This is a genomic window from Lujinxingia litoralis (assembly GCF_003260125.1).
In the GTDB taxonomy this organism is placed as follows: Bacteria; Myxococcota_A; Bradymonadia; order Bradymonadales; family Bradymonadaceae; genus Lujinxingia; species Lujinxingia litoralis.
On record NZ_QHKO01000010.1, the window covers coordinates 34,625 to 55,360 of the forward strand.

The window sequence follows — 20,736 nt, forward strand, 5'->3', positions numbered from 1 at the left end:
CTCTGTACCTTCCCCAACTCCCGTTGTATGCTCCGCCCGATTGGGCCGTTTGCCACCCTTGTTTCGTGCGCTCGCCATGCGGCGCACGCCTGGATAATGTCGTTTGTAGGACCTCTTCTATGGTGATGGATATCACCTCCAGCCGCGCCCCGGCGCCGGCCACCCCGATGCCCACGCCGGCGTTTAGCCCGGCCGACCTCCGCCATGCCGCCCACCGGGTGCGCGAGACCGCCATCGTCGTGCAGGAGCCCGGGCAGGGCCGGGTCGGCGTGGCCTTCGACCCGCGCTCCGCCCCGACCCAGGCCGGCTACGTGCACCTGGCCACCCTGCCACCGATGTACCCGGAGTGGCTCGGCGACCGGGCCTTCAGCGAGGCCCACGGACTGCGTTTTCCATACGTAGGTGGGGCGATGGCCAATGGCATCACCAGCCCCGAGATGGTCATCCGACTGGCCCGAGCCGGCATGCTCGGCTTTCTGGGCACCGCCGGCCTCTCGCTGGCGCGCATGACCGACTACCTCACCCGCACCCGCCAGGCGCTGGAGCCCCAGGGGCTTTCCTTCGGCGCCAACCTGATTCATTCCCCCCAGGAGCCCGGCCTGGAGATGGCCACCGTGGAGCTTTTTCTGGAGCACGGGGTGCGCCGCGTCTCGGCCTCGGCGTTTATGCAGCTGACACCGGCGGTGGTGCGCTACGCGGTCCACGGGTTGCACCGCGATGCTCACGGTCGGGTGCGGCGCTCAAACTTCCTCTTCGCAAAGATCTCGCGCCCCGAGGTGGCCGAACCTTTTTTGAGGCCCGCTCCCCAGAAGATGCTCCACGAGCTTCTCCAGCAGCGGCTTATCAGCGCCGAAGAGGCCCAACTCGCCGCCGAAGTTCCCCTGGCCAGCGACCTCATCGTGGAATCGGACTCCGGCGGTCACACCGACCAACGCCCCCTGGGTCCGCTCTTCTCCAGCATCGCCCGGCTGCGCGACCGCACCCAGCAGGAGCACGCCTTTGATGCCCCGGTGCGTCTGGGCGCGGCCGGCGGCCTGGGCACCCCGCAGGCCGTCGCCGCGGCCTTCGGGCTGGGCGCGGCCTTTGTGCTCACCGGCTCCATCAATCAAGCCAGCGTCGAGGCCGCCCAGTCCCCGGCGGTCAAAGAGATGCTGGCCACCGCCGGCCTGGCCGACGTCACCATGTGTCCGGCCGGCGATATGTTTGAGATGGGCGTCGAGGTCCAGGTCTTAAAGCGCGGCAACTTCTTTGCCGCCCGCGCCCGACGTCTCTACCAGATCTACGCCTCCTACCCCTCGATCGAGGCCATCCCCGAGCAGGAGCGCCAGGCGCTGGAGCGCGAAATCTTCCAGCATCCCCTGGCAGAGATCTGGCAGAAGACGCGCGCCTACTTTGAGACCCGCGACCCCGACGAAATCGCCCGCGCCGAGCGCGATCCACGCCATCGTCTGGCGCTGGTCTGCCGCTGGTACCTGGGGCTCTCCAGCCGCTGGGCCATTGCGGGAGTGCCACAGCGCCGCCTGGACTTCCAGATCTGGATGGGTCCGGCCCAGGGTGCCTTCAACGACTGGGCGCGCGGCAGTTTCCTGGAGCCGGTGGGCGCCCGGCATGTCGATCAGATGGCGCTCAACCTTCTGGAAGGAGCCGCCCGCATCACCCGCGCCGGCCAGCTGCGCGCCTTCGGCGCGGCGATCCCTCCCGACGCCTTTGACCACCGCCCCCTCCCTCTGGCCTGAGCCAGGCGCCCGGCGCCCCAGATCCCGCGGCGCCCGGCTTACCCCCCCAGTGTTTGATGTCGCGACTTGCTGACCCCCGGTCAGCTCAAACTTCGCAGTAGGTCTTATGCCTGTTATCCCCACGTCTTCTCCGGCCCCCTCTTCGCCAGATGCCTCCGGTCCCCACGTTGGCGACCACCCGCCGGTGGCCATCGTCGGCTTGAGTGCTCTCTTCCCGGCCTCGGCCTCCCCGGGGAGCTTCTGGCAAAACATCATGGAGGGCAACGACCTCATCACCGAGGTGCCCCCCTCGCACTGGCTCATCGAAGATTATTTCGATCCGGAGCCGGGAGCGGCCGACAAGACCTACTGCAAACGCGGCGGTTTTTTGCCCGATGTCGACTTCGATCCGGTGGCCTTTGGCATCCCGCCGACGATGATCCCGGCCACCGACACCACCCAGCTCCTCGCGCTGGTCGTGGCGCGCCAGGTGCTCGAAGACGCCTTTACCGGCCAATTCGAGCAGATGGATAAAGAGCGCATGAGCATCATCTTAGGGGTGACCGCCGGCCAGGAACTCCTGATTCAGGCAGCCTCCCGCCTGCAGCGCCCGCAGTGGTTGCGCGCGCTCCGGGAGCAGGGCATCGCCGAGAGCAAAGCCCAGGCCATCTGCGATCGCATCGCCGCGCAGTACACCCCCTGGCAGGAGAGCACCTTCCCCGGCCTGCTGGGCAATGTGGTGGCCGGGCGCATCGCCAACCGCTTCGATCTGGGGGGCACCAACTGCATCACCGATGCCGCCTGTGCATCCTCGCTTTCGGCGCTCTCCATGGGGCTCAACGAGCTCTATCTGGGCCACTCCGATGTCGTGATCACCGGTGGGGTGGACTGCTTCAACGACATCTTCATGTACATGTGCTTCACCAAAACCCCCGCCCTCTCCAAGAGCGGCGACTGCCGCCCCTTCGCCGACGGGGCCGACGGGACGCTGATGGGGGAGGGCATGGGCATGTTTGCGATGAAGCGCCTGGCCGATGCAGAGCGCGATGGGGATAAGGTCTACGCAGTGATTCGCGGGCTGGGCTCCTCCTCCGACGGGCGCTCCCTCTCGGTGTACGCCCCCCTGCCCGAGGGGCAGGCCAAAGCCCTGCGACGAGCTCACCAGCGGGCCGGATTCACGCCCGAGACCATTGAGCTGGTAGAAGCCCACGGCACCGGAACCCGCGCCGGCGACGCGGCCGAGTTTGAGGGCCTCCGTCTGGCCTTTGCTCCCGAAAGCTCCGCGCAAACGCACGACGAGGCCGCCATCGAGCCCTGGTGCGCACTGGGCTCGGTCAAAAGTCAGATCGGCCACACCAAAGCCGCCGCCGGGGCCGCCGGCCTCTTCAAAGTGGTGATGGCGCTTCACCACAAGGTCTTGCCCCCGACGATCAAGATCGGCGAACCCAACCCGAAGATGGCGATCGACACCAGCGCGTTCTACCTCAACACCCAGGCTCGCCCCTGGGTCCGCAGCTCCGACCACCCGCGTCGCGCCGGGCTGAGCTCCTTTGGGTTTGGCGGAAGCAACTTCCACGTCGCCCTGGAAGAATACACCGGACCGGCCGCCAGGCCCGCCCGGCTGCGCACCCTTCCCACCGAGCTCTTTGTCTATGGGGCCTCAGATCTTAAGGCGCTCCAGACCCGTCTGCACGACCTCCAGTCCGGCCTGACCTCGCTCCCCGATGACGCCGGCGACGCCCGCGAAGTGCTGGCGTTTGAGGCGCATCAATCGCAGACGATGTTCGACCCGGGGTCAGACATCCGCCTGGCGTTTGTGGCCGCATCGCTTACCGAACTCATCACAAAGTTAACGCAGGCCCGGGAGAAGCTCGCCACGGAGGGCCCCTCCTTTACCCTGCCCGGCATGTGGGCACGCAGCGGCGCGGGGGTCGCGGGCAAAGTGGCCTTCATGTTCCCCGGACAGGGCAGTCAGTACGTAGGCATGGGGGCCGAGCTGGCGATGACCTTCGAGCGCGCGCGCCAGGTGTGGGATGAGGCCGCCGGGCTGGGGCTCCATAAAAAAGTCTTTCCGCAGCCGGTCTTCTCCCGCGAGGCTCGCCAGGCCCAGGAGCTGGCGTTGCGCGAGACCCGGTGGGCTCAGCCGGCCATCGGCGCCGACAGCCTGGCTCGGCTGGCGATGCTACGGGCTCTGGGGCTGGCGCCCGATATGGTCGGGGGACATTCCTACGGGGAGGTCAGCGCACTGCACGCCGCCGGCGCCTTTGACGCGACCACCATGCTTGAGGTCGCGGCGCGCCGCGGCGAACTGATGGATCAGGCCGCGGCCACCACCGAGGGCGCGATGACCGCGGTGCGCCTGAGCGCCTCGGAGCTCCGGGACCTGCTCCAGGACTGCCCGGCCCCGGTCGTGGTGGCCAACGACAACAGCCCCACCCAGGTCGTGATCTCCGGCTCGGTCGAGGCCATCGAAGCCGCCGAGGCCTTCCTCGACGAGCAGCTCATCACTTTTATGCGCCTGCCGGTGGCCACCGCCTTCCATTCCCCGATCGTCGCCGACGCCGCTCCCAAGTTCGGCGAGTTTTTGCGCGACCGCGCCATCGCCCCGCTGAACTGTGCGGCCTACGCCAATGTGAGCGCGGCGAGCTACGCGCCCGATGATGCCGAAGCCCTGCGTGGCAGTCTGGAGGAGCAGATCACCAGCCCGGTGCGCTTTGTTGAGATGGTCCAGGCGATGCACGACCAGGGCGCCCGCATCTTTGTGGAGGTCGGCCCGCAGGCGGTGCTCACCGGTCTTGTGAAACGCATCCTGGGCAAAGACATCGAGGCCATCGCCCTGGACACCAAGGGGCAGCACGACGTCAGCGCCCTCTTCTCGGCGCTGGGCCAGCTGAGCGCGCTGGGACTTAAACTCGACTTTGCGGCGCTCTGGGAGGGTTACGCCCCGCCCCAGGATCCGCGTAAACGCCCGCGCTCGAAGTTCACCATCAAGCTCAACGGCGCGAACTACCAGCGCCCCTACCCGCCCCCCGGCGGCGCGGCGGCCCTGCCGGCGCCCAATCCAGAGCCGGCACCCAACCCGGCGCCGACACCGGGCGCCCCGACGACGACTTTCGAACGCACGACGCGCCCGGCCCCCGGGCAGACGAAGGATAAAACGACCATGAGCGAGCACACGTACGGATATGATGCGCCCGGAGTTCCGGCGCCGGGTGGATCCCAGCAACAGGCCGCGCCGAGTGGCTACAGCGCGAGCCCCCTGGGAGCTCAGCCGACTCCGGCGCCCGGCCACGCCCCGCAACCCCAGGGGCCCGGCCAGGGCGCCCACGGCCCGCTCCCCGCCGGCGGCGCAGCGGTAGCGCCGGCGGCCGCGCAGGCCTTCGCCGAATATCAGCGCTCCATGGCCGAGAGCCACATGGCCTACCTGCAGCTGATGGAGCGCTCGGTGGCACAGGCGCAGCTGGCCTACATGCAGGCGATGGAGACCTCGTTTGCCCAGTGGTGCCAGGCCGGCGGCCAGGCGCCCGCTAACACCGCGTTCGCCGCTCCACAGGCCGCTTATGTTCAACCCCCGGTCATGCAACAGGGCTTCGAGGCGCCTCCCACGGTCGCGCCTCACCCGACGAATGGCGTTGCCCCCCGGCCTGCCCCGGCACCACAGAGTGGCGCCTACGCGCCGACGACTTCGCCGGCTGCGCACACCGCGGTAGCCCCGGCAGCATCGCTTTCGACCGCTCAGAACAACGCCCATGTTCAACCCCCGGTCGTGCAAAACCACGCCAGTTCAACTCCTTCGGCGCCTCCGGCTGAACTCTCCCACACCTTCATGAGCGTCGTCGCAGATAAGACCGGATACCCCGCCGACATGCTCGACCCCGCCATGGCCCTGGAGGCCGACCTCGGCATCGACTCCATCAAGCGCGTCGAGATCCTCTCCGCCGTGCAGGACAAGGTCCCCAACCTCCCGGAGCTCGACCCCGGCAAGATGGCCGCTCTCAAAACCCTCGGCGACATCGTCGCTTATTTGGAAGGCCTCACCGGCACTCCGAGCGCCACTGCGACCGCTCAGAACAACGCCCATGTTCAACCCCCGGTCGTGCAAAACCACGCCAGTTCAACTCCTTCGGCGCCTCCGGCTGAACTCTCCCACACCTTTATGAGCGTCGTCGCAGATAAGACCGGATACCCCGCCGACATGCTCGACCCCGCCATGGCCCTGGAGGCCGACCTCGGCATCGACTCCATCAAGCGCGTCGAGATCCTCTCCGCCGTGCAGGACAAGGTCCCCAACCTCCCGGAGCTCGACCCCGGCAAGATGGCCGCCCTCAAAACCCTCGGCGACATCGTCACTTACATGGAAGGCCTCACCGGCGAGACCCCCGAAGGAGGGCAACGCCTGGGAAAATCTGAACCGTCGGCGGTAAGCGTCGCGCTGCCCACCCGCTACGCGGTGGAACGCGTGGCTGCGCCGTCGGCGGGCCTGACATTCTTGAGCAACGCCCCGGTGATCCTGATCGACGATCTGCAGGGGGTGGCCCACGAGTTGGCCGACCTCCTGAGCGCCCGGGGCTACCGCGTGGACGTCGTCTCTGAACTCAGCGACAGCGCGGCGCAGCCGACGCCCATCCAGGTTCTGGATCTAAGTGGTCTGCGCCCGGTTGACACCATTGACGATGCGCTCCGCCTGCAACGCCGTGCCTTTCACACCGCACGCGCGCTTGCCGGCACCGCGCTGGAGACCTATGCGTTGATTCAGGATACCGGCGGCTCCTTCGGACTCCACGACGTCACCCCGGGGCCCCAGGCCTGGCTCGGCGGCCTGAGTGCCCTGGCCAAGACCGCCGCGCTGGAGTGGGAGTCGACCTCGGTTAAGTCGATCGATGTCGCCGCCCGCGGGCGCGACCCCCAGGCGGTCGCGCGGCGCCTGGCCGGCGAGCTGCTCAGCGGCGGCCCCGAATTAGAGGTCGCCCTGGCGGCGAACCTGTTGCGCTACACCCTCAAAGCCGTCGAAGTCCCCGCATCCACCACCGGCCCCCTGCACCTGGGAGCCTCGGATATCCTGGTAGCCTCTGGAGGCGCCCGCGGGGTCACGGCCGGCTGCCTGGTGGAGCTGGCCCGAACCTCGCAACCCACCGTCATCCTGCTGGGCCGCACGCCGCTGGAAGATGAGCCGGACTGGCTGGCTTCTGCCCACAGCGACGCCGACATCAAACGCGCGCTCCTTCAACAGGCGCGCGACGCCGGCCAACGCCCCTCCCCACGCGAGATTGGCCGCAACGCCTCGAAGATTCAGGCGCAACGCGAAGTTCGCCAGACCCTCGCACAGCTCCAGCGCGCCGGCTCTCAGACCCGCTACCTGGTCGCCGATGTACGCGATCGCCAGGCCCTGACGCGCGCGCTCGACGAGGTGCGTCGAGACTTCGGCGCCCCCACCGCCCTGCTGCACGCCGCCGGGGTACTGGCCGATAAAACGATCGCCGAGAAGTCGGACGACGACTTCAACTTCGTGTTAGACACCAAGGTCGACGGACTCCGCGCGTTGCTGGAGGCCTGCGCCGAGGATCCCCTGCGCTTTATTGGCGCGTTCTCCTCGGTGGCCGCTCGCACCGGCAACATCGGCCAGGTCGACTACGCCATGGCCAACGAAACCCTCAACAAGGTCGTCGCGGCTGAAGCCCGCCGACGCGCGGCGGCCCATCCAGATCGACCCGCCCCCCTGGCCCGCGCGCTGGGCTGGGGCCCCTGGGATGGCGGGATGGTCGACGCCTCCCTGCGAGCCCACTTCCAGGCCCGCGGGGTCTCGCTGATCGACCTAGAGGGGGGCGCCCACGCCTTCGTCCATGAACTGCGCGCCGATAAAAACGGCGCCGAAATCGTCCTGGGCGACGGGCTGCTGGAGAGCGACCTGCGCGCACGCGCCACAACCTTCATCAGCGCGCGCACTCACGCCTTCTTGCGCGGCCACAGCGTTCAGGGCCACCCGGTCCTCCCGGCGGCCATCGCACTGGACTGGCTCCAGAGCATCGCCCAGCAGGCCCTAAGCCACCACGCGCCGCGGCCCCTGCAGGACTTCAAGGTGCTGCGTGGCGTGACCCTGGACGACTTCGACCAGGCGCAAAACGCCTGGAAGTTCACCCTCCAGGCGCGCACCGAACCGGGCCACGCCGGCCTGCTTCTGGAGGTCCTTGATGCGCGCGGAAATCGCCGTTTCAGCGCCAAAACAAAGGCCGATGTTCAACCCCCGGTCGATCCGCTCCCCATCCCGGAGCACTTCGACGACTCGCAGCTCTCGGTCGAGACCATCTACCAGAAGTGCCTCTTCCACACCGAGGGTTTCCGCCTGATCCACGCCGCTGATGGCGTGGGCTCGCCCCGGGCCTGCGCTACGCTCCTGCGGGCCAAAGATGCCGGCTGGCAACAGACGCTCTGGGCCGGTGACCCGGCCCTGGTCGACGGCGCCCTCCAGCTCGCACTGACCCAGGGTGTGGTAAGCCAGGGCCGGGCCAACCTCCCCACCGCGATCGCCACCTTCGTAGACCTGGGACTCGCCAGCTGCGACGGCCCGGTGGAGTTGCTGGCGAGCACCCGCGACATCAACGCCCATCGCGCCATCTTCGATCTCGATCTGCGCTGCGCCGACGGCCAGCTCGCCGCGATGATCCGCGGCCTTGAGATGTACTTTCGCTCCGAGCAACTTCTATGAAGCGCCCCACCCCGGTGGCCATTGTCGGCCAGTCCTGCATCTTCCCCGGCTCGCTCTCCCCGGAGGCGTTCTGGCAGAACCTGCTGGCCGGCCGCGATCTTCTTAGCCCTCCCGCCCCCGGGCGCTGGCGCGCCGAGCCCGCCCGGGCCATGGGCCGGCCCGGCTGGAACAACCCCGGCGGGTATGTTCGCGGCTTTGAGACGATCTTTGATCCGCAAGCCTACGGCCTGGATGCCGAGCTGCTACGCCACCTCGATCCCCTGGTGCAGTGGTCGGTGCATACCGCCAAGATCGCCTACGAGCAGGCCCGCAACCGGGAGCAGGGCCGCCTGGCCATTTACCTGGGCAACCTCTCCTTGCCCAGCGAGGGGATGGCGCGCCAGGTCGAGGAGGCCCACCTGCCGACCCCGGCCCGCGAGGCGCTCGCCAGAACCCGCAGCGACGCCCACCGGCGAGCCGGCCACTACAACCGGCACATGAGCGGGCTTCCGGCACACCTGGTCGCCCACGCCCTCGGCCGCCCCGAAGCCCCGGCCATGGCCCTGGACGCGGCCTGCGCCTCCTCGCTCTACGCCATCAAGCTCGGCATGGAACGCCTGCGCGCGCGCACAGCCGACCTGGTGCTGGCCGGCGCCGTCAACCGCGCCGATCCCCTCTTTTTGAACATCGGCTTTCAGGCCCTTCAGGCCTTGAGCCCCACCGGCCAGAGCCGCCCCTTCCATCGCGATGCCGACGGCCTGGTCCCCACCGAAGGTTGCGCCTTCATCGCCCTCAAACGCCTGGACGATGCCCTCGACTGTGGCGATACGATCCTGGGCGTCATCCACGAGGTGGGCCTCTCCAACGATGGGCGCTCCGACGGCCTGCTGGTCCCCAGCAGCGAAGGCCAGATTCGCGCCCTGCGGGCGGCCTACGCCCGCTGCGGCGTGCGCCCCGAAGATCTCTCCTACATCGAGTGCCACGCCACCGGCACCGCGCTGGGCGACGGGCGTGAACTCCACAGCCTCCAGGCCCTCTTTCCCGATCAACATGATGAAGCCCTCCCCATCGGCTCGCTCAAGAGCAACATGGGGCACGCCATCACCGCCGCCGGTATGGCCGGCCTGCTCAAGATCCTGGCATCCTTTAGCGCCCACCAACTCGCCCCGACCATCCACTGCGACGCCCCCCTGGAGAGCCTCGACCACAGCGCCTTCCGCGTGGTCCGGAGCCCGGAGCCCTGGGACACCCCCCGCAAAGTCGCCGCCCTCTCCGCCTTCGGTTTCGGCGGCAACAACAGCCACCTGCTCGTCGAATCCTGGACGGGCAAGTCCCCCGCATACCTCGCACAGCGATCCGCAAAGGGCTCGTTCGACCGCATAGAATCTAACTCATGTTCAACCCCCGGACGTGCAGATACCCCGTCGCCAGTCTCATCCGGCGCTGAAATTGCCGTCGTCGCCCTGGCCACGCTTTTGCCAACCGGGCAGTTGAGCCACACGCTTCTAAACGCCGACCAGGTCGATAACGCTCCGCCGGAGCGGCGCCGCCTGAGCTCGATCGACATCCCCCTGCAGGGCCTGCGCTTTCCGCCCCGCGATCTGGAGGTCTCCGCCCCTCAACAGCTGGCGATGCTGCGCGTGGCAATCGATGCCGCCGCGCAAACCGAACCCCTGCCCCGGGAGCGCACCGGCGTGTTTGTCGGCATGCAGACCGACCCCGACGTGGTGCGCCACGGAGTCCGAGCCCGTCAACACGCGCTGCCCCCGGAGCAGCGCAACGCCATCGCCCCGCCGCTGAGCGCGGCGGCGGTCATCGGCGGCCTCCCCAACATCGTGGCCAATCGCCTCAACGCCCACTTTGATCTGGGCGGCGCCTCCCTGACCACCAGCGCCGAGGAGCTCGGGGGCGTCGCCGCCCTGGAAGAAGCCATCGCCGCCATCCGACGCGGCGAACTCGACGCGGCGATCGTGGGCGCCGTGGAGCTGGCCGACGACCTGGAAGCCGACGCCGCCGTCGCCCTCATTCTCAAGCGCCGCGACCTGGCCGAGGCCGACAACGATACCATCCTGGCAACGCTCCCCGAAGACAGCGATCTGCGAGACGCCGCCAACCTCGACGCCGCCCTCCCCCCCTGCGGCAGCGCCCGGGGCCTGCTGGCGGTGGCTGCCGCCATCGCCCTTCCGGAGCACGCCCTTCCCCGCGTGGGCAACGCCACCGGCCTGCGCGCCGCCACTGTCCTGGAGACCACCTCCGCGCTGGCCGCGCCGCATCGCCTGGCCCTCCAGCGCGCGCCGCGTCCGGTCATCGAGGACGCCCCCCGGGTTCACTTCGTCAAACAGCCCGCCGCCGCGTTCATCGTCGCTGCCACCGACGATGAGCTGACTACCAAAGTCGCCCGGCTGAGCCGGCATACCGAGCACGGCGAACATCCCGGCGAAGGCGTCTACCCGCTCGCCGGCGACGCCGCACTCCGGGGGCAGATCGCCCAGGTCTTTACCGGCGCGGCCGCCTCCTACCACGGCATGGGACAGGGCCTGCTCCTGGCCTTCCCGAAGCTCGTCGACGACCTGCGCCACCGCTTCACTCGCCTGGACGCCGCCTCCCGCTGGATGACCCATCCCGATGCCGGCGCCCGCCCCACACCGCTCGATAAGCTCTTTGCCGCCTCCGTCCTGGCGCAACTTCATAACGACCTGACCACCGGTCTGCTCGGCATCGACTTCGACGCGGCCCTCGGCTTTAGCAGCGGAGAGACCAACGCGCTCTTTGCCACCGGCGTCTGGCGAGACTTTGATGACCTCTACGACCAGTTCTCCAGCAGCGGGGCCTTCACCCGGGCGCTCGGAGGACAGTTCGACGTGCTGAAAAAGGCCTGGGCCAAACACCTGGCCCCGGACGAAGTCCCCCGGTGGGAATCCTGGCGCGTGGTCGGCCCCCAAGAGGCCGTGGAGGCGGCCATCGCCGACGAGCCGCTGGTCCGCCTGACGCTTTTCAATGCCCCCGATGACGTGACCATCGGCGGCCACGCCCCGGCCATCGCCCGGGTCCTGAAGGCACTTCCCGAACATCGGGCCAGCGATCTCCACTACGACATCGCCGTGCATATCCCGGAGCTGGGAGGCTTTCAGGAGCGCTGGCTCAAGCTCCACACCCGCACCTGCCACCCCACCCGACGCCGCCTCTACAGCCACGCCTTTTTGGACCACTATGAGCCCTCCGCCCCCCGGGTGGCCGAGGCGCTGCTGGGCCAGGCGATGCGCCCGGTGAACTTTCCGGCCCTCATCAACGCCGCCTACGAAGATGGCGTGCGAATCTTTGTAGAACACGGGCCACGCACCACACTGGGCCCCTGGATTAAGAAGACCCTTGGCGATCGACCGCACCTCTGCGTCTCCCTCGACGCGGCCAGTGACACCGGCCTGCGCCCCCTGGCCAACGCCATCGCTCGCCTGGCGGCCGCCGGCGTCAGCGTCAACTGGGAGGCCTATAACGCGCACCTGGAACTCGCCACATCCCCCCATTCACGCACGCGCCGCGATCCGTCCGGGGGTCAGACATCCCCCCGAAATCACGCCACGTTAAGCTATCCGGCGCACTGGTCCGACTACCAGATTTCCAGCCTTGAGCCCTCTCGGCACCCCAAACCCGGCGCTCCCGCACGTCCCTTCCTTTCCTCGGCCGACGACCCCATCATGCCTGAAAAGCCCACCCAGCTCCCGCGGGCCCCGCGACTTCCCCGCGTGAGCGATCCCGCGATCCACGCCCCGGCAAGCGCCCCGACCGTCGAGGCCCCCCTCCCTGCCAACCTGCCCGTGGGCGCCCCAGTGCCTCTCACGGCTGCGCAACCCCCTACTTCGGTGGCCCCCGCCGGCCCCGGAGTCCTCCCGCCCTACTTCGATCTGCAACGTCAGGCCTATCAACGCTACCTCCAGGTGTTGGCCACACAGTCCGAGGTTCACCGGGCATTCCTGGCCCAGACCCAGCGCGCCTGGCAGCTGGCCCAGACCGGACAACCTGCCTCCCAGAGCACGTCCCAGGGTCAGACATCGCCCGGCATCGACGCGGCTTTTCCGCGCTCAACAACACCGCGCACTCCCCGTCTATCCCCCACGTTTTACAAGTCCCAGGGTCAGACATCTGACACGTCCCGGGGTCAGACATCCCGCACCTACTCACAGCCCCATTCGCCCGCTGCTAACACGACCCGGGGTCAGACATCTGACACGTCCCGGGGTCAGACATCCCACACATCCGGGGGTCAAACATCCCCCGGCAATAGCGCCGAATCCTCGTCGCCGGCGGCCCCGCGCCCCGTCGGTCCGACCTTCTCTCGTGCCGATCTGGAGGTGCTGGCCAGCGGCAAGATCTCCCAGGTTCTCGGTCCGCTCTTCTCCATTCAAGACGACTTCCCCCGCCAGGTTCGCATGCCCGAGCCCCCCCTGCTCCTGGCCGATCGCGTCACCGGCATCGACGCCGAGCCCGGGGTCGTCTCCACCGGGACCATCTGGACCGAGACCGACATCACCCCGGAGGCCTGGTACCTGCACCGCGGTCACATCCCGGCCGGCGTGATGATCGAGGCCGGACAGGCCGACCTCTTGCTCATCTCCTGGATGGGCGCCGACTTCCAGAACCGCGGCGAACGCATCTACCGCCTCCTGGGCTGCGAGCTGACCTACCGCGGTGGCCTCCCGCAGGCCGGTGACACCCTCAAATACGACATTCACATCGACGGGCACGCCAACCAGGGCCCCATCCGCATCTTCTTCTTCCACTACGACTGCCGCGTCGGCGACGACATCCGACTTTCGGTGCGTCAGGGCCAGGCCGGATTCTTCTCCGATGCCGAACTGGCCGAGTCGATGGGCGTGCTCTGGACCCCGGAAAAAGAAGAGCTGGAGCCCGCCCCCGAGCACATCACAAGCCTCATCGACCCGGCGCAGGTCCCGGCGTCCTGGAGCGCCGACCAGGTCCAGGCCTTCGCCGACGGCCGCCCTGGCGAGTGCTTCGGCACAGGCTACGAGCGCCTGCTCACCCACACGCTCACGCCCGCCATTCACGCCGGAAACATGTGCCTGATGGGCGCCGTCGAGGAGCTCGATCCCAGCGGCGGTCCCTGGGGCAGGGGATACCTGCGCAGTCGCCTCCCGATCACCCCGGATCACTGGTTCTTTGAGGGCCACTTCAAAAACGATCCCTGCATGCCCGGCACCCTGATGTTCGAGGCCGGGATGCAGGCGATGAGCTTCTACATGGCCGCCTGCGGCCTGACCCTGGAACGCGACGGATGGCGCTTTGAGCCGGTGCCCGATGTGCCCTACCAGCTGCGTTGCCGCGGGCAGGTCACGCCCTCCTCCCGAGAACTGTGCTTTGAGCTCTACGTCGAAGAACTCACCGACCCGACCAACGGACGCCCCACGCTGCGCGCCCACATCATGGCCACGGTCGACGGCCTCAAAGCTTTCCACTGCCGCTCCATGCAGATGCACCTGGTGCCCGACACCCCGATGGGCGAGCGCCTCGCCTGTGAGGGACTCCCGGCCCGACGCGACCCCCGGGCGGTGACCCGCGGGGGCGTCACCCACGACCGCTTCGCCCTGGAAGCCACCGGCATCGGCCCGGCCACCGCCTGCATGGGGCCGGCCTACCAGCGCTATCAGGATGCCGGAAGAATGCCCCGGCTGCCCGGCGATCCCTTCCAGTTTATGACCCGCGTGGCCGAGTTCTCCTCCGAGCCCGGCCAGAGCGCGCCGGGGGATGAGGTCGTCGTCGAATACGACCTTCCCGACGATGCCTGGTATTTCGACCATAACGACCGCCCCGTAGTCCCCTACGCGGTGCTCCTGGAAGCCGCGCTCCAGCCCTGTGGATGGCTCTCACTGACCTCCCGCGCGTTTGTCGACGCCACAGACCCGCTCTACTACCGAAACCTCGACGGCCAGGCCACGCTGCTGGCCGAGTTTACCCCCGGCGGTGGCACCCTTCGCACCCACGCGAAGATGATCAATCAGTCGTGCTCCGGCTCCATGATCATCCAGAGCTTCGAGGTCCGCTGCACCATCGACGATATGGCAGTCTACGAGTTGACCACGACCTTTGGCTTTTTCCCCAAAGCCGCGCTCCAAAATCAAATCGGACTGCCTCTGACCGACCGCGACTCCGCGCGCCTCGCTGCGCCGGCAAACGTCGTGATCGACCACAGCTGGCGGGCCTCATGTTCGACCCTGGGTCAGACACCCCAGGATGAACTCCCCGCGATCATCGACCTCTCTTCCTCTCCCGATCCGGAGCATCCCGAGCTCTGGCCCGACACCATGCTACGCATGATCGACCGCCTGAGCTCCTGGGAGGAGTCGGCCCAGGGCGTACGCCTGCGCACCGAAAAGGACGTCGACCCGGCCGAGTGGTTCTTCAAAGCCCACTTCTTCCAGGACCCGGTTCAGCCGGGCTCCCTGGGCGTGGAGGCGATGATTCAGTCGCTTCGCTACGCCCTGCTCCGTCTGGGGCTGCACCGCCGGTTTGAGAACCCGATCATCGAGCCCCTGGCCCTTGGCGAAGCGATGACCTGGAAGTACCGCGGTCAGGTCATCCCCGAAAATAAGCGCATCACCGTCCTGCTCGATCTCCACACCATCAAAGAGACCGCCACCAGCACCCTGCTCGTCAGCGAGGCCTGGCTTTTTATCGACGGTCTGAAGATCTACCACACCGAACACCTTTCTCTGCGCGTGCTCGAGGCTCACCCATGACACGGCCCGCCCCCGTTCCATCCTTGCTGCGCACCGGGGCGTTTCGCCGCGTTGCCGTTCTCAACCGCGGTGAGGCCGCCATGCGCTTTATTCGCGGGGCTCAGACCTGGAGCCGCCGCGAACACATCCCGCTGGAGAGCATCGCCCTCTACACCGCCGCCGACGCCGAGGCCCCCTTTGTTCAGGCGGCTGACTTCGCCGTGCCTCTACCCGATCCCGGCCCCGGTGGGACCTCGCCATACGTCGACATCGAACTGCTGCTCGACAACGCCCAGGCCGCCGGCGCCGATGCGGTCTGGCCGGGCTGGGGCTTTGTCTCCGAAGCCCCCGAGCTGGCGCAGGCCTGCGAGGCACGCGGATTGATCTTTCTGGGGCCTCCCGCTCAGGCCACCCGCCAGATGGCCGACAAGGTCACCGCCAAGCTGCTCGCCGAACAATGCCGGGTGCCTGTCGCTCCCTGGTCCCGGGAGCCGGTGGCCGATGTCGCTCAAGCCCTGGAACGCCTGGAGCACATCGGCTACCCGGCGTTGCTCAAATCTGCCGCCGGCGGCGGCGGGCGTGGGATTCGCCTGGTTCACCAACCCGCAGACGTCAAAGAAGCCTTCCAGAGCGCTGCGGCCGAGGCCCTCTCCACAAGCGGCAATCCCGCGCTCTTCATCGAGCGTTTCATCACCGAGGCCCGTCACGTCGAGGTCCAGGTAGTCGCCGACGCCTACGGCAACGTCTGGACCCTGGGCACCCGCGACTGCTCGGTGCAACGCCGCAACCAGAAACTGATCGAGGAAGCGCCAGCTCCCGAGCTTTCCGACGCTCTGCGCGCCGACCTGGAAGCCTGCGCCCGCCGCCTGGCCCGGGCCTGTGGCTACGTCGGCGTAGGCACCATTGAGTACCTGGTGCTCCCCCCTTGTCATACGTCCGGGGGTCAGACATCGGACACGTCCGGGGGTCAGACATCGGACACGTCCGGGGGTCAGACATCGGACACGTCCGGGGGTCAGACATCAGCCAGTTCTTGTGCGACCGATCCGACGTTTTACTTTCTGGAAATGAACACCCGACTGCAGGTCGAACACACCGTGACCGAGGCGATCTTCGGCATCGATCTCGTCGCCTCCCAGATCGACATCGCCCGCGGCCTCAACCTCAGCACCCGTCCCCACCCCGAGCCCCGGGGCGTCGCGCTGGAAGTTCGCCTCAACGCCGAAGATCCCGACGATGGATTCGCACCGCGCACAGGTCAGATCCTGCGCTATGTCGCACCCGATGGTCCCTGGGTCCGCGTCGACAGCGGCTATGTCGAAGGCGGCTGCGTGCCGGGCAACTTCGACTCCAACGTGGCCAAGATCATCACCTGGGGTATCCATCGCCAGGAAGCGCTGGCCCGCATGCACAGCGCGCTTGACGACACCGCACTTGTGCTGGAATCCGGACTCTCCAATCGCGCGCTTCTTCGCGAACTCATCGCTGAATCTGAATTCGCCTCCGGCCCGGTCTCCACGCGCTGGCTCGACACCTTTTTGAAGCAGCGCAAACCTCCCCACCAGCGCCCCCATCTGCCCCTGGCGCTGGCCGCCGCCGCGATCGGCGATCACCTGAGCTACCGCCGCCAGGAACTCCGTCTCTTTTTCGCCGAAGCGCTGACCGGCCTGCCTCGCCGCCTGCCCACACCGGGCCCCCGGGAATTCAGCTACCATGCCGGCGATCAGCCCGTGACGGTGAGCGTCGGAACCCTGGCGCCGATGACCTACCTTGTCGAATGCGATGCCTGGCAAGCACTGGTGCGCGCCCGGGCGATCGGCAACGCCCAGATGCAGCTCTCCATCGACAACGTCACCCACCAGGTGCTGCGCGTCGTCCGCACTGGCCACGTCTTTATCGAGGTCAACGGCGTGGCTCACCGCCTGGAGAAACTCTCCGATGGCAGCATTCACGCGCCGATCCCGGCCGCCGTCAGCCAGATCCATGTCACCCCGGGGCAACATGTCCACGCCGGCGATCGTCTGGTGACGCTGGAGGCGATGAAGATGGAGTTTCCCCTGGCCTCGCCGCTCCAAGGCCAGGTCAGTGAGATCCTTATCACTCCCTCGGCCACGGTGGAGGCCGGCCAGCTGCTTATCAAACTACAGCCCGCGCACAACGAAGCTCTCCCTGCTGCGGCGCCCCTGACCCTGCCCCCTCGTGAGAGACGCCCGCTGAGCCTCTCCGAGGTGCTGCGCGCGCAGCTGCTGGGCTACGATATCGACGGCGCACAAACCACCCGGGCCCTGGACACCCTGTGCCAGCACCCGGAGCGCGTCTCCGCTACGGAACTCACCGAGTGGATCGGCCTCTACCTACTCGGCGAGTCGCTCTTCTGGTCCGGTCGTGACGATGATGCCGCGGGACCGGCCGGAGAATCGAGCGCCGAGCAGCTGGGCCGCTATCTCCGGCGCCGCGATCTTTTGGACGAAGCTCTCTCGGAGTCCTTCGTTCAAAAACTCCGCCAGACGCTCCAGGCCCACGGCCTCACCAGGCCCCGGGAGCTACGTGCTGGTAAACGCCTGGACCATGCCCTGATGCGCATCCTCCAGGCTCGCAAAGATCGCCCTCTGCGCGACCGCATCGCCACCGAAGCACTTCGGGCACTTCTGGCCAGCCCCCGCAAGCACACCCCATCGCATATCCGCGCCGGCCTGAGTCCCCATTTTACGGACGGCCTCGACGACCGGCTCATGACGCTCCTGGAGCACCTGGCTCAGGACGCCACCCGACGGCGCCGCTGGGAACTGGCGGCGCTGACCTGGCGCCTGGTCCACGCGCTGGAAGGCGATGCCTCAGGCTCCACGCACCTGCCAACTCCCGACTTCTGGGACGACGCTCCCCCCGCACTCAACAGCCTGCCGGCCCGTGTCCACGCGACTCCCACACATCCGGGGGTCGAACATCCGGGGGTCGAACATCCGGGGGTCGAACATCCGGTCGAACATCCGGGGGTCGAACATCCGTCAGGCATAGCGCTACGCTCCTGGCATTTGAGCTCCACAACAATCCCCGACGATCAGCGCATCTGGGTTGAGACCTGCATTACCCCTTCCGAAGAAAGCGTGCACGACCTCCGTTCTTTGGAGCGGGCAACCCTGGAAGCGGCCACCTACCTGCGTCAATGCCGCAGTGACGACGCTAGCGAGGCCCGTTTCAACCGTATCTTTCTCAGCATTGACGCCCCGCTTCATACCTCCAGCCAGGCCATGCAGGGGCTCGCTAGCCGCCTGGCTGGCAAGACCGGGGACCTGAGCCTGGAGTTCGTGGCCCTTCGCAGCTCCGGCCCCCTGACCCTGGACGGAACCCCCATAAACGCCGTTATTTTTGCCCCGGCGACCGGACTGGGCCCGACCTTTACCGGGGTCTCAAACATTCCCCCTTACCTCCCTCTCGCATCCCCGGACCTACAGGTCCTCAACGCGCACCGGCGAGGTCTCTTCACCCCCGCCGAAGTCATCTCCTGGCTGACCGGGGGTCAGACATCAGCCCCGAATCTAGCCGCGATCGCCCTATCGTCCCCCTATCAGGGTACATTTCAGGAGTGGGATCTCAACGCCGACAACATTCTCACACCAGTCAACCGACCCGCCGGCCACCACACCGCAAACCTGGTAGTCGGAATCATCTCCAATCGGGCTCAGACAACGGCAGATCACACCGACTTCCAACGGCTCCTGATCATCGGTGATGCCACCCGTACCATGGGTTCGCTGGGCGAAGCTGAATGCGAACGTATCTTCCAAGCCCTGGAAATCGCCGAGCAACGAAACCTGCCCGTAGAGTGGGTCGCATTGAGCTCTGGAGCGCGGATCGCCATGGACTCCGGCACCGAGAACCTCGATGCCACCGCCCGGGTTCTACGTCGCATCGTCGAACTCACCCAGGCAGGCCACCCCATCCACGTCATCGTCGATGGCCCCTGTGTCGGCGCCCAGTCCTACTGGAACGCCGAGGCGACCATGCTAATGCACTGCAAAGGCGCACTGATCATGACGCCTCGCGGCTACATGATTCTCACCGGGCGCAAAGCCCTGGAGTTCTCCGGCTCGGTCAGTGCTGAGAGCAATACGGCTCTGGGCGGTGCGCCGATCATGTTCCCCAACGGCCAGGCTCAATACTTTGCCGAAAACCTCGCAGACGCCTATCGCATCCTCTTTACCCACTACCGTTTGAGTGCCCCCAATCGCCCGATCGCCCTTGAAAAAACGGGCCGATGTTCGACCCCCGGTCGTACCAATCGTCCAGAAATTCAGGGCGTGCCGCCCCAGATTCAGACGTCACCCGAAACCTCTTCGACAGCGCTCAACGCTATTTTTGATCCTCACCTCAACCCCGGTAAGAAAAAGCCCTTTGCCATCCGTGCTCTGATGCGTCAGGTGCTGGATCCCGGAGCGCCGATTCTTGAGCGATGGGCCGCACTGCAGGGGGGAGAATCCGCAGTCACCTGGCTTGGCGAACTCAACGAATGCCCGATCACCCTGATTGGCATTGAATCCCAGCCCGTTCGACGACGCGGCGCGCCCCCCGTCGATGGCCCCGACGCCTGGATGAGCGGCACGCTCTTCCCCCAGTCCTCTCGCAAAGTCGCGCGCGCCATCAACGCCGCCAGCGGAACCCATCCGGTTGTCATTTTGGCCAACCTCAGCGGCTTTGATGGCTCACCCGAATCCCTGCGCGAACGCCAGCTGGAATGGGGAGCGGAACTGGCCCGGGCAGTCATCAACTTCGACGGCCCGATTCTCTTCAACGTCATCGCCCGCTACCATGGAGGAGCTTTCGTGGTCTTCTCCCAGGCTCTCAACGAGGGGCTCCAGAGCACTGCCCTGGAAGGCACCTACGCCAGTGTCATCGGCGGCGCCCCGGCGGCAGCGGTGGTTTTCCCTCGCCAGGTCCAGCGCCGCGCACACGCCCTCCCAGAGTACACCGCGATTCAGCAGACCGCCTGCGCCACCAGACGACGAGCCGCCCTCCAGCACCTTTACTCCCGTGTCCAACGGGAACTCGCCGAAGAGTTCGATCGCATTCACGACGTCAATCGCGCCCGGCAAGTGGGCTCACTCCATCACGTCATCTCCCCAGACGAACTCCGCCCCCATCTCATCAAAAATCTTCCCGGCTAAATCGTCCCGGGGCTGAACATCCAGACGTCCCGGGGTTGAACATCCAGACGTCCCGGAACATCCAGACGTCCCGGGGTTGAACGTCCCAGGGCTGAACATCCAGACGTCCCGGGGTTGAACATCCAGACGTCCCGGTGAACATCCAGACGTCCCGGGGTTGAACGTCCCGGGGTTGAACGTCCCGGGGTTGAACATCCAGACGTCCCGGGGTTGAACATCCCGGGGCTGAACATCCAGACGTCCCGGGGTTGAACATCCAGACGTCCCGGGGCTGAACATCCAGACGTCCCGGTGAACATCCAGACGTCCCGGGGTTGAACATCACTCCCTTATCTTCGGAGGTTCGTGCTTTCACTCGGTACATAATTCACTCCGCAACGTCTTAAACATCCACTGATTTCTTTCCTTTTTACGCAAAGTAACCAGAATCCGCTCGATAATAGCTT

At 67.0% G+C, this 20,736-nt stretch carries 5 protein-coding genes; 4 read left to right on the forward strand and 1 reads right to left on the reverse strand.

Annotated features, from left to right (window positions below; translation table 11 throughout):
- Nucleotides 1-119 precede the first annotated feature (119 nt).
- The 4 genes from DL240_RS16655 (at nucleotide 120) to DL240_RS16670 (ending at nucleotide 20,290) form a co-directional block, all read left to right on the forward strand.
- Nucleotides 120-1,736, forward strand: coding sequence for a PfaD family polyunsaturated fatty acid/polyketide biosynthesis protein (locus DL240_RS16655; RefSeq protein WP_199589847.1), 1,617 nt, complete (start codon nucleotides 120-122; stop codon nucleotides 1,734-1,736).
- Nucleotides 1,737-1,842: 106 nt separating this feature from the next.
- The gene (locus DL240_RS16660; RefSeq protein WP_111731033.1) at nucleotides 1,843-8,418 is read left to right on the forward strand and encodes a type I polyketide synthase; all 6,576 of its coding nucleotides are present in this window, start codon (nucleotides 1,843-1,845) and stop codon (nucleotides 8,416-8,418) included.
- Nucleotides 8,415-15,149, forward strand: coding sequence for a beta-ketoacyl synthase N-terminal-like domain-containing protein (locus tag DL240_RS16665; protein ID WP_111731034.1), 6,735 nt, complete (start codon nucleotides 8,415-8,417; stop codon nucleotides 15,147-15,149). The genes DL240_RS16660 and DL240_RS16665 overlap by 4 nt, the downstream gene beginning before the upstream one ends.
- Complete coding sequence (locus DL240_RS16670; RefSeq protein WP_111731035.1) at nucleotides 15,146-20,290, forward strand: ATP-binding protein; 5,145 nt, start codon at nucleotides 15,146-15,148, stop codon at nucleotides 20,288-20,290. The genes DL240_RS16665 and DL240_RS16670 overlap by 4 nt, the downstream gene beginning before the upstream one ends.
- Here DL240_RS16670 and DL240_RS19760 read toward each other — a convergent pair.
- Complete coding sequence (locus DL240_RS19760; RefSeq protein ID WP_146618371.1) at nucleotides 20,271-20,654, reverse strand: hypothetical protein; 384 nt, start codon at nucleotides 20,652-20,654, stop codon at nucleotides 20,271-20,273. The two genes, DL240_RS16670 and DL240_RS19760, sit on opposite strands and share 20 nt — an antisense overlap.
- Nucleotides 20,655-20,736 lie beyond the last annotated feature (82 nt).

Excerpts from the sequence above, each read along its gene's own strand:
- DL240_RS16655 (WP_199589847.1), top strand. The coding sequence starts at position 120 with ATGGTGATGGATATCACCTCCAGCCGCGCCCCGGCGCCGGCCACCCCG.
- DL240_RS16660 (WP_111731033.1), top strand. The coding sequence starts at position 1,843 with ATGCCTGTTATCCCCACGTCTTCTCCGGCCCCCTCTTCGCCAGATGCC.
- DL240_RS16665 (WP_111731034.1), top strand. The coding sequence starts at position 8,415 with ATGAAGCGCCCCACCCCGGTGGCCATTGTCGGCCAGTCCTGCATCTTC.
- DL240_RS16670 (WP_111731035.1), top strand. The coding sequence starts at position 15,146 with ATGACACGGCCCGCCCCCGTTCCATCCTTGCTGCGCACCGGGGCGTTT.
- DL240_RS19760 (WP_146618371.1), bottom strand. The coding sequence starts at position 20,654 with ATGTACCGAGTGAAAGCACGAACCTCCGAAGATAAGGGAGTGATGTTC.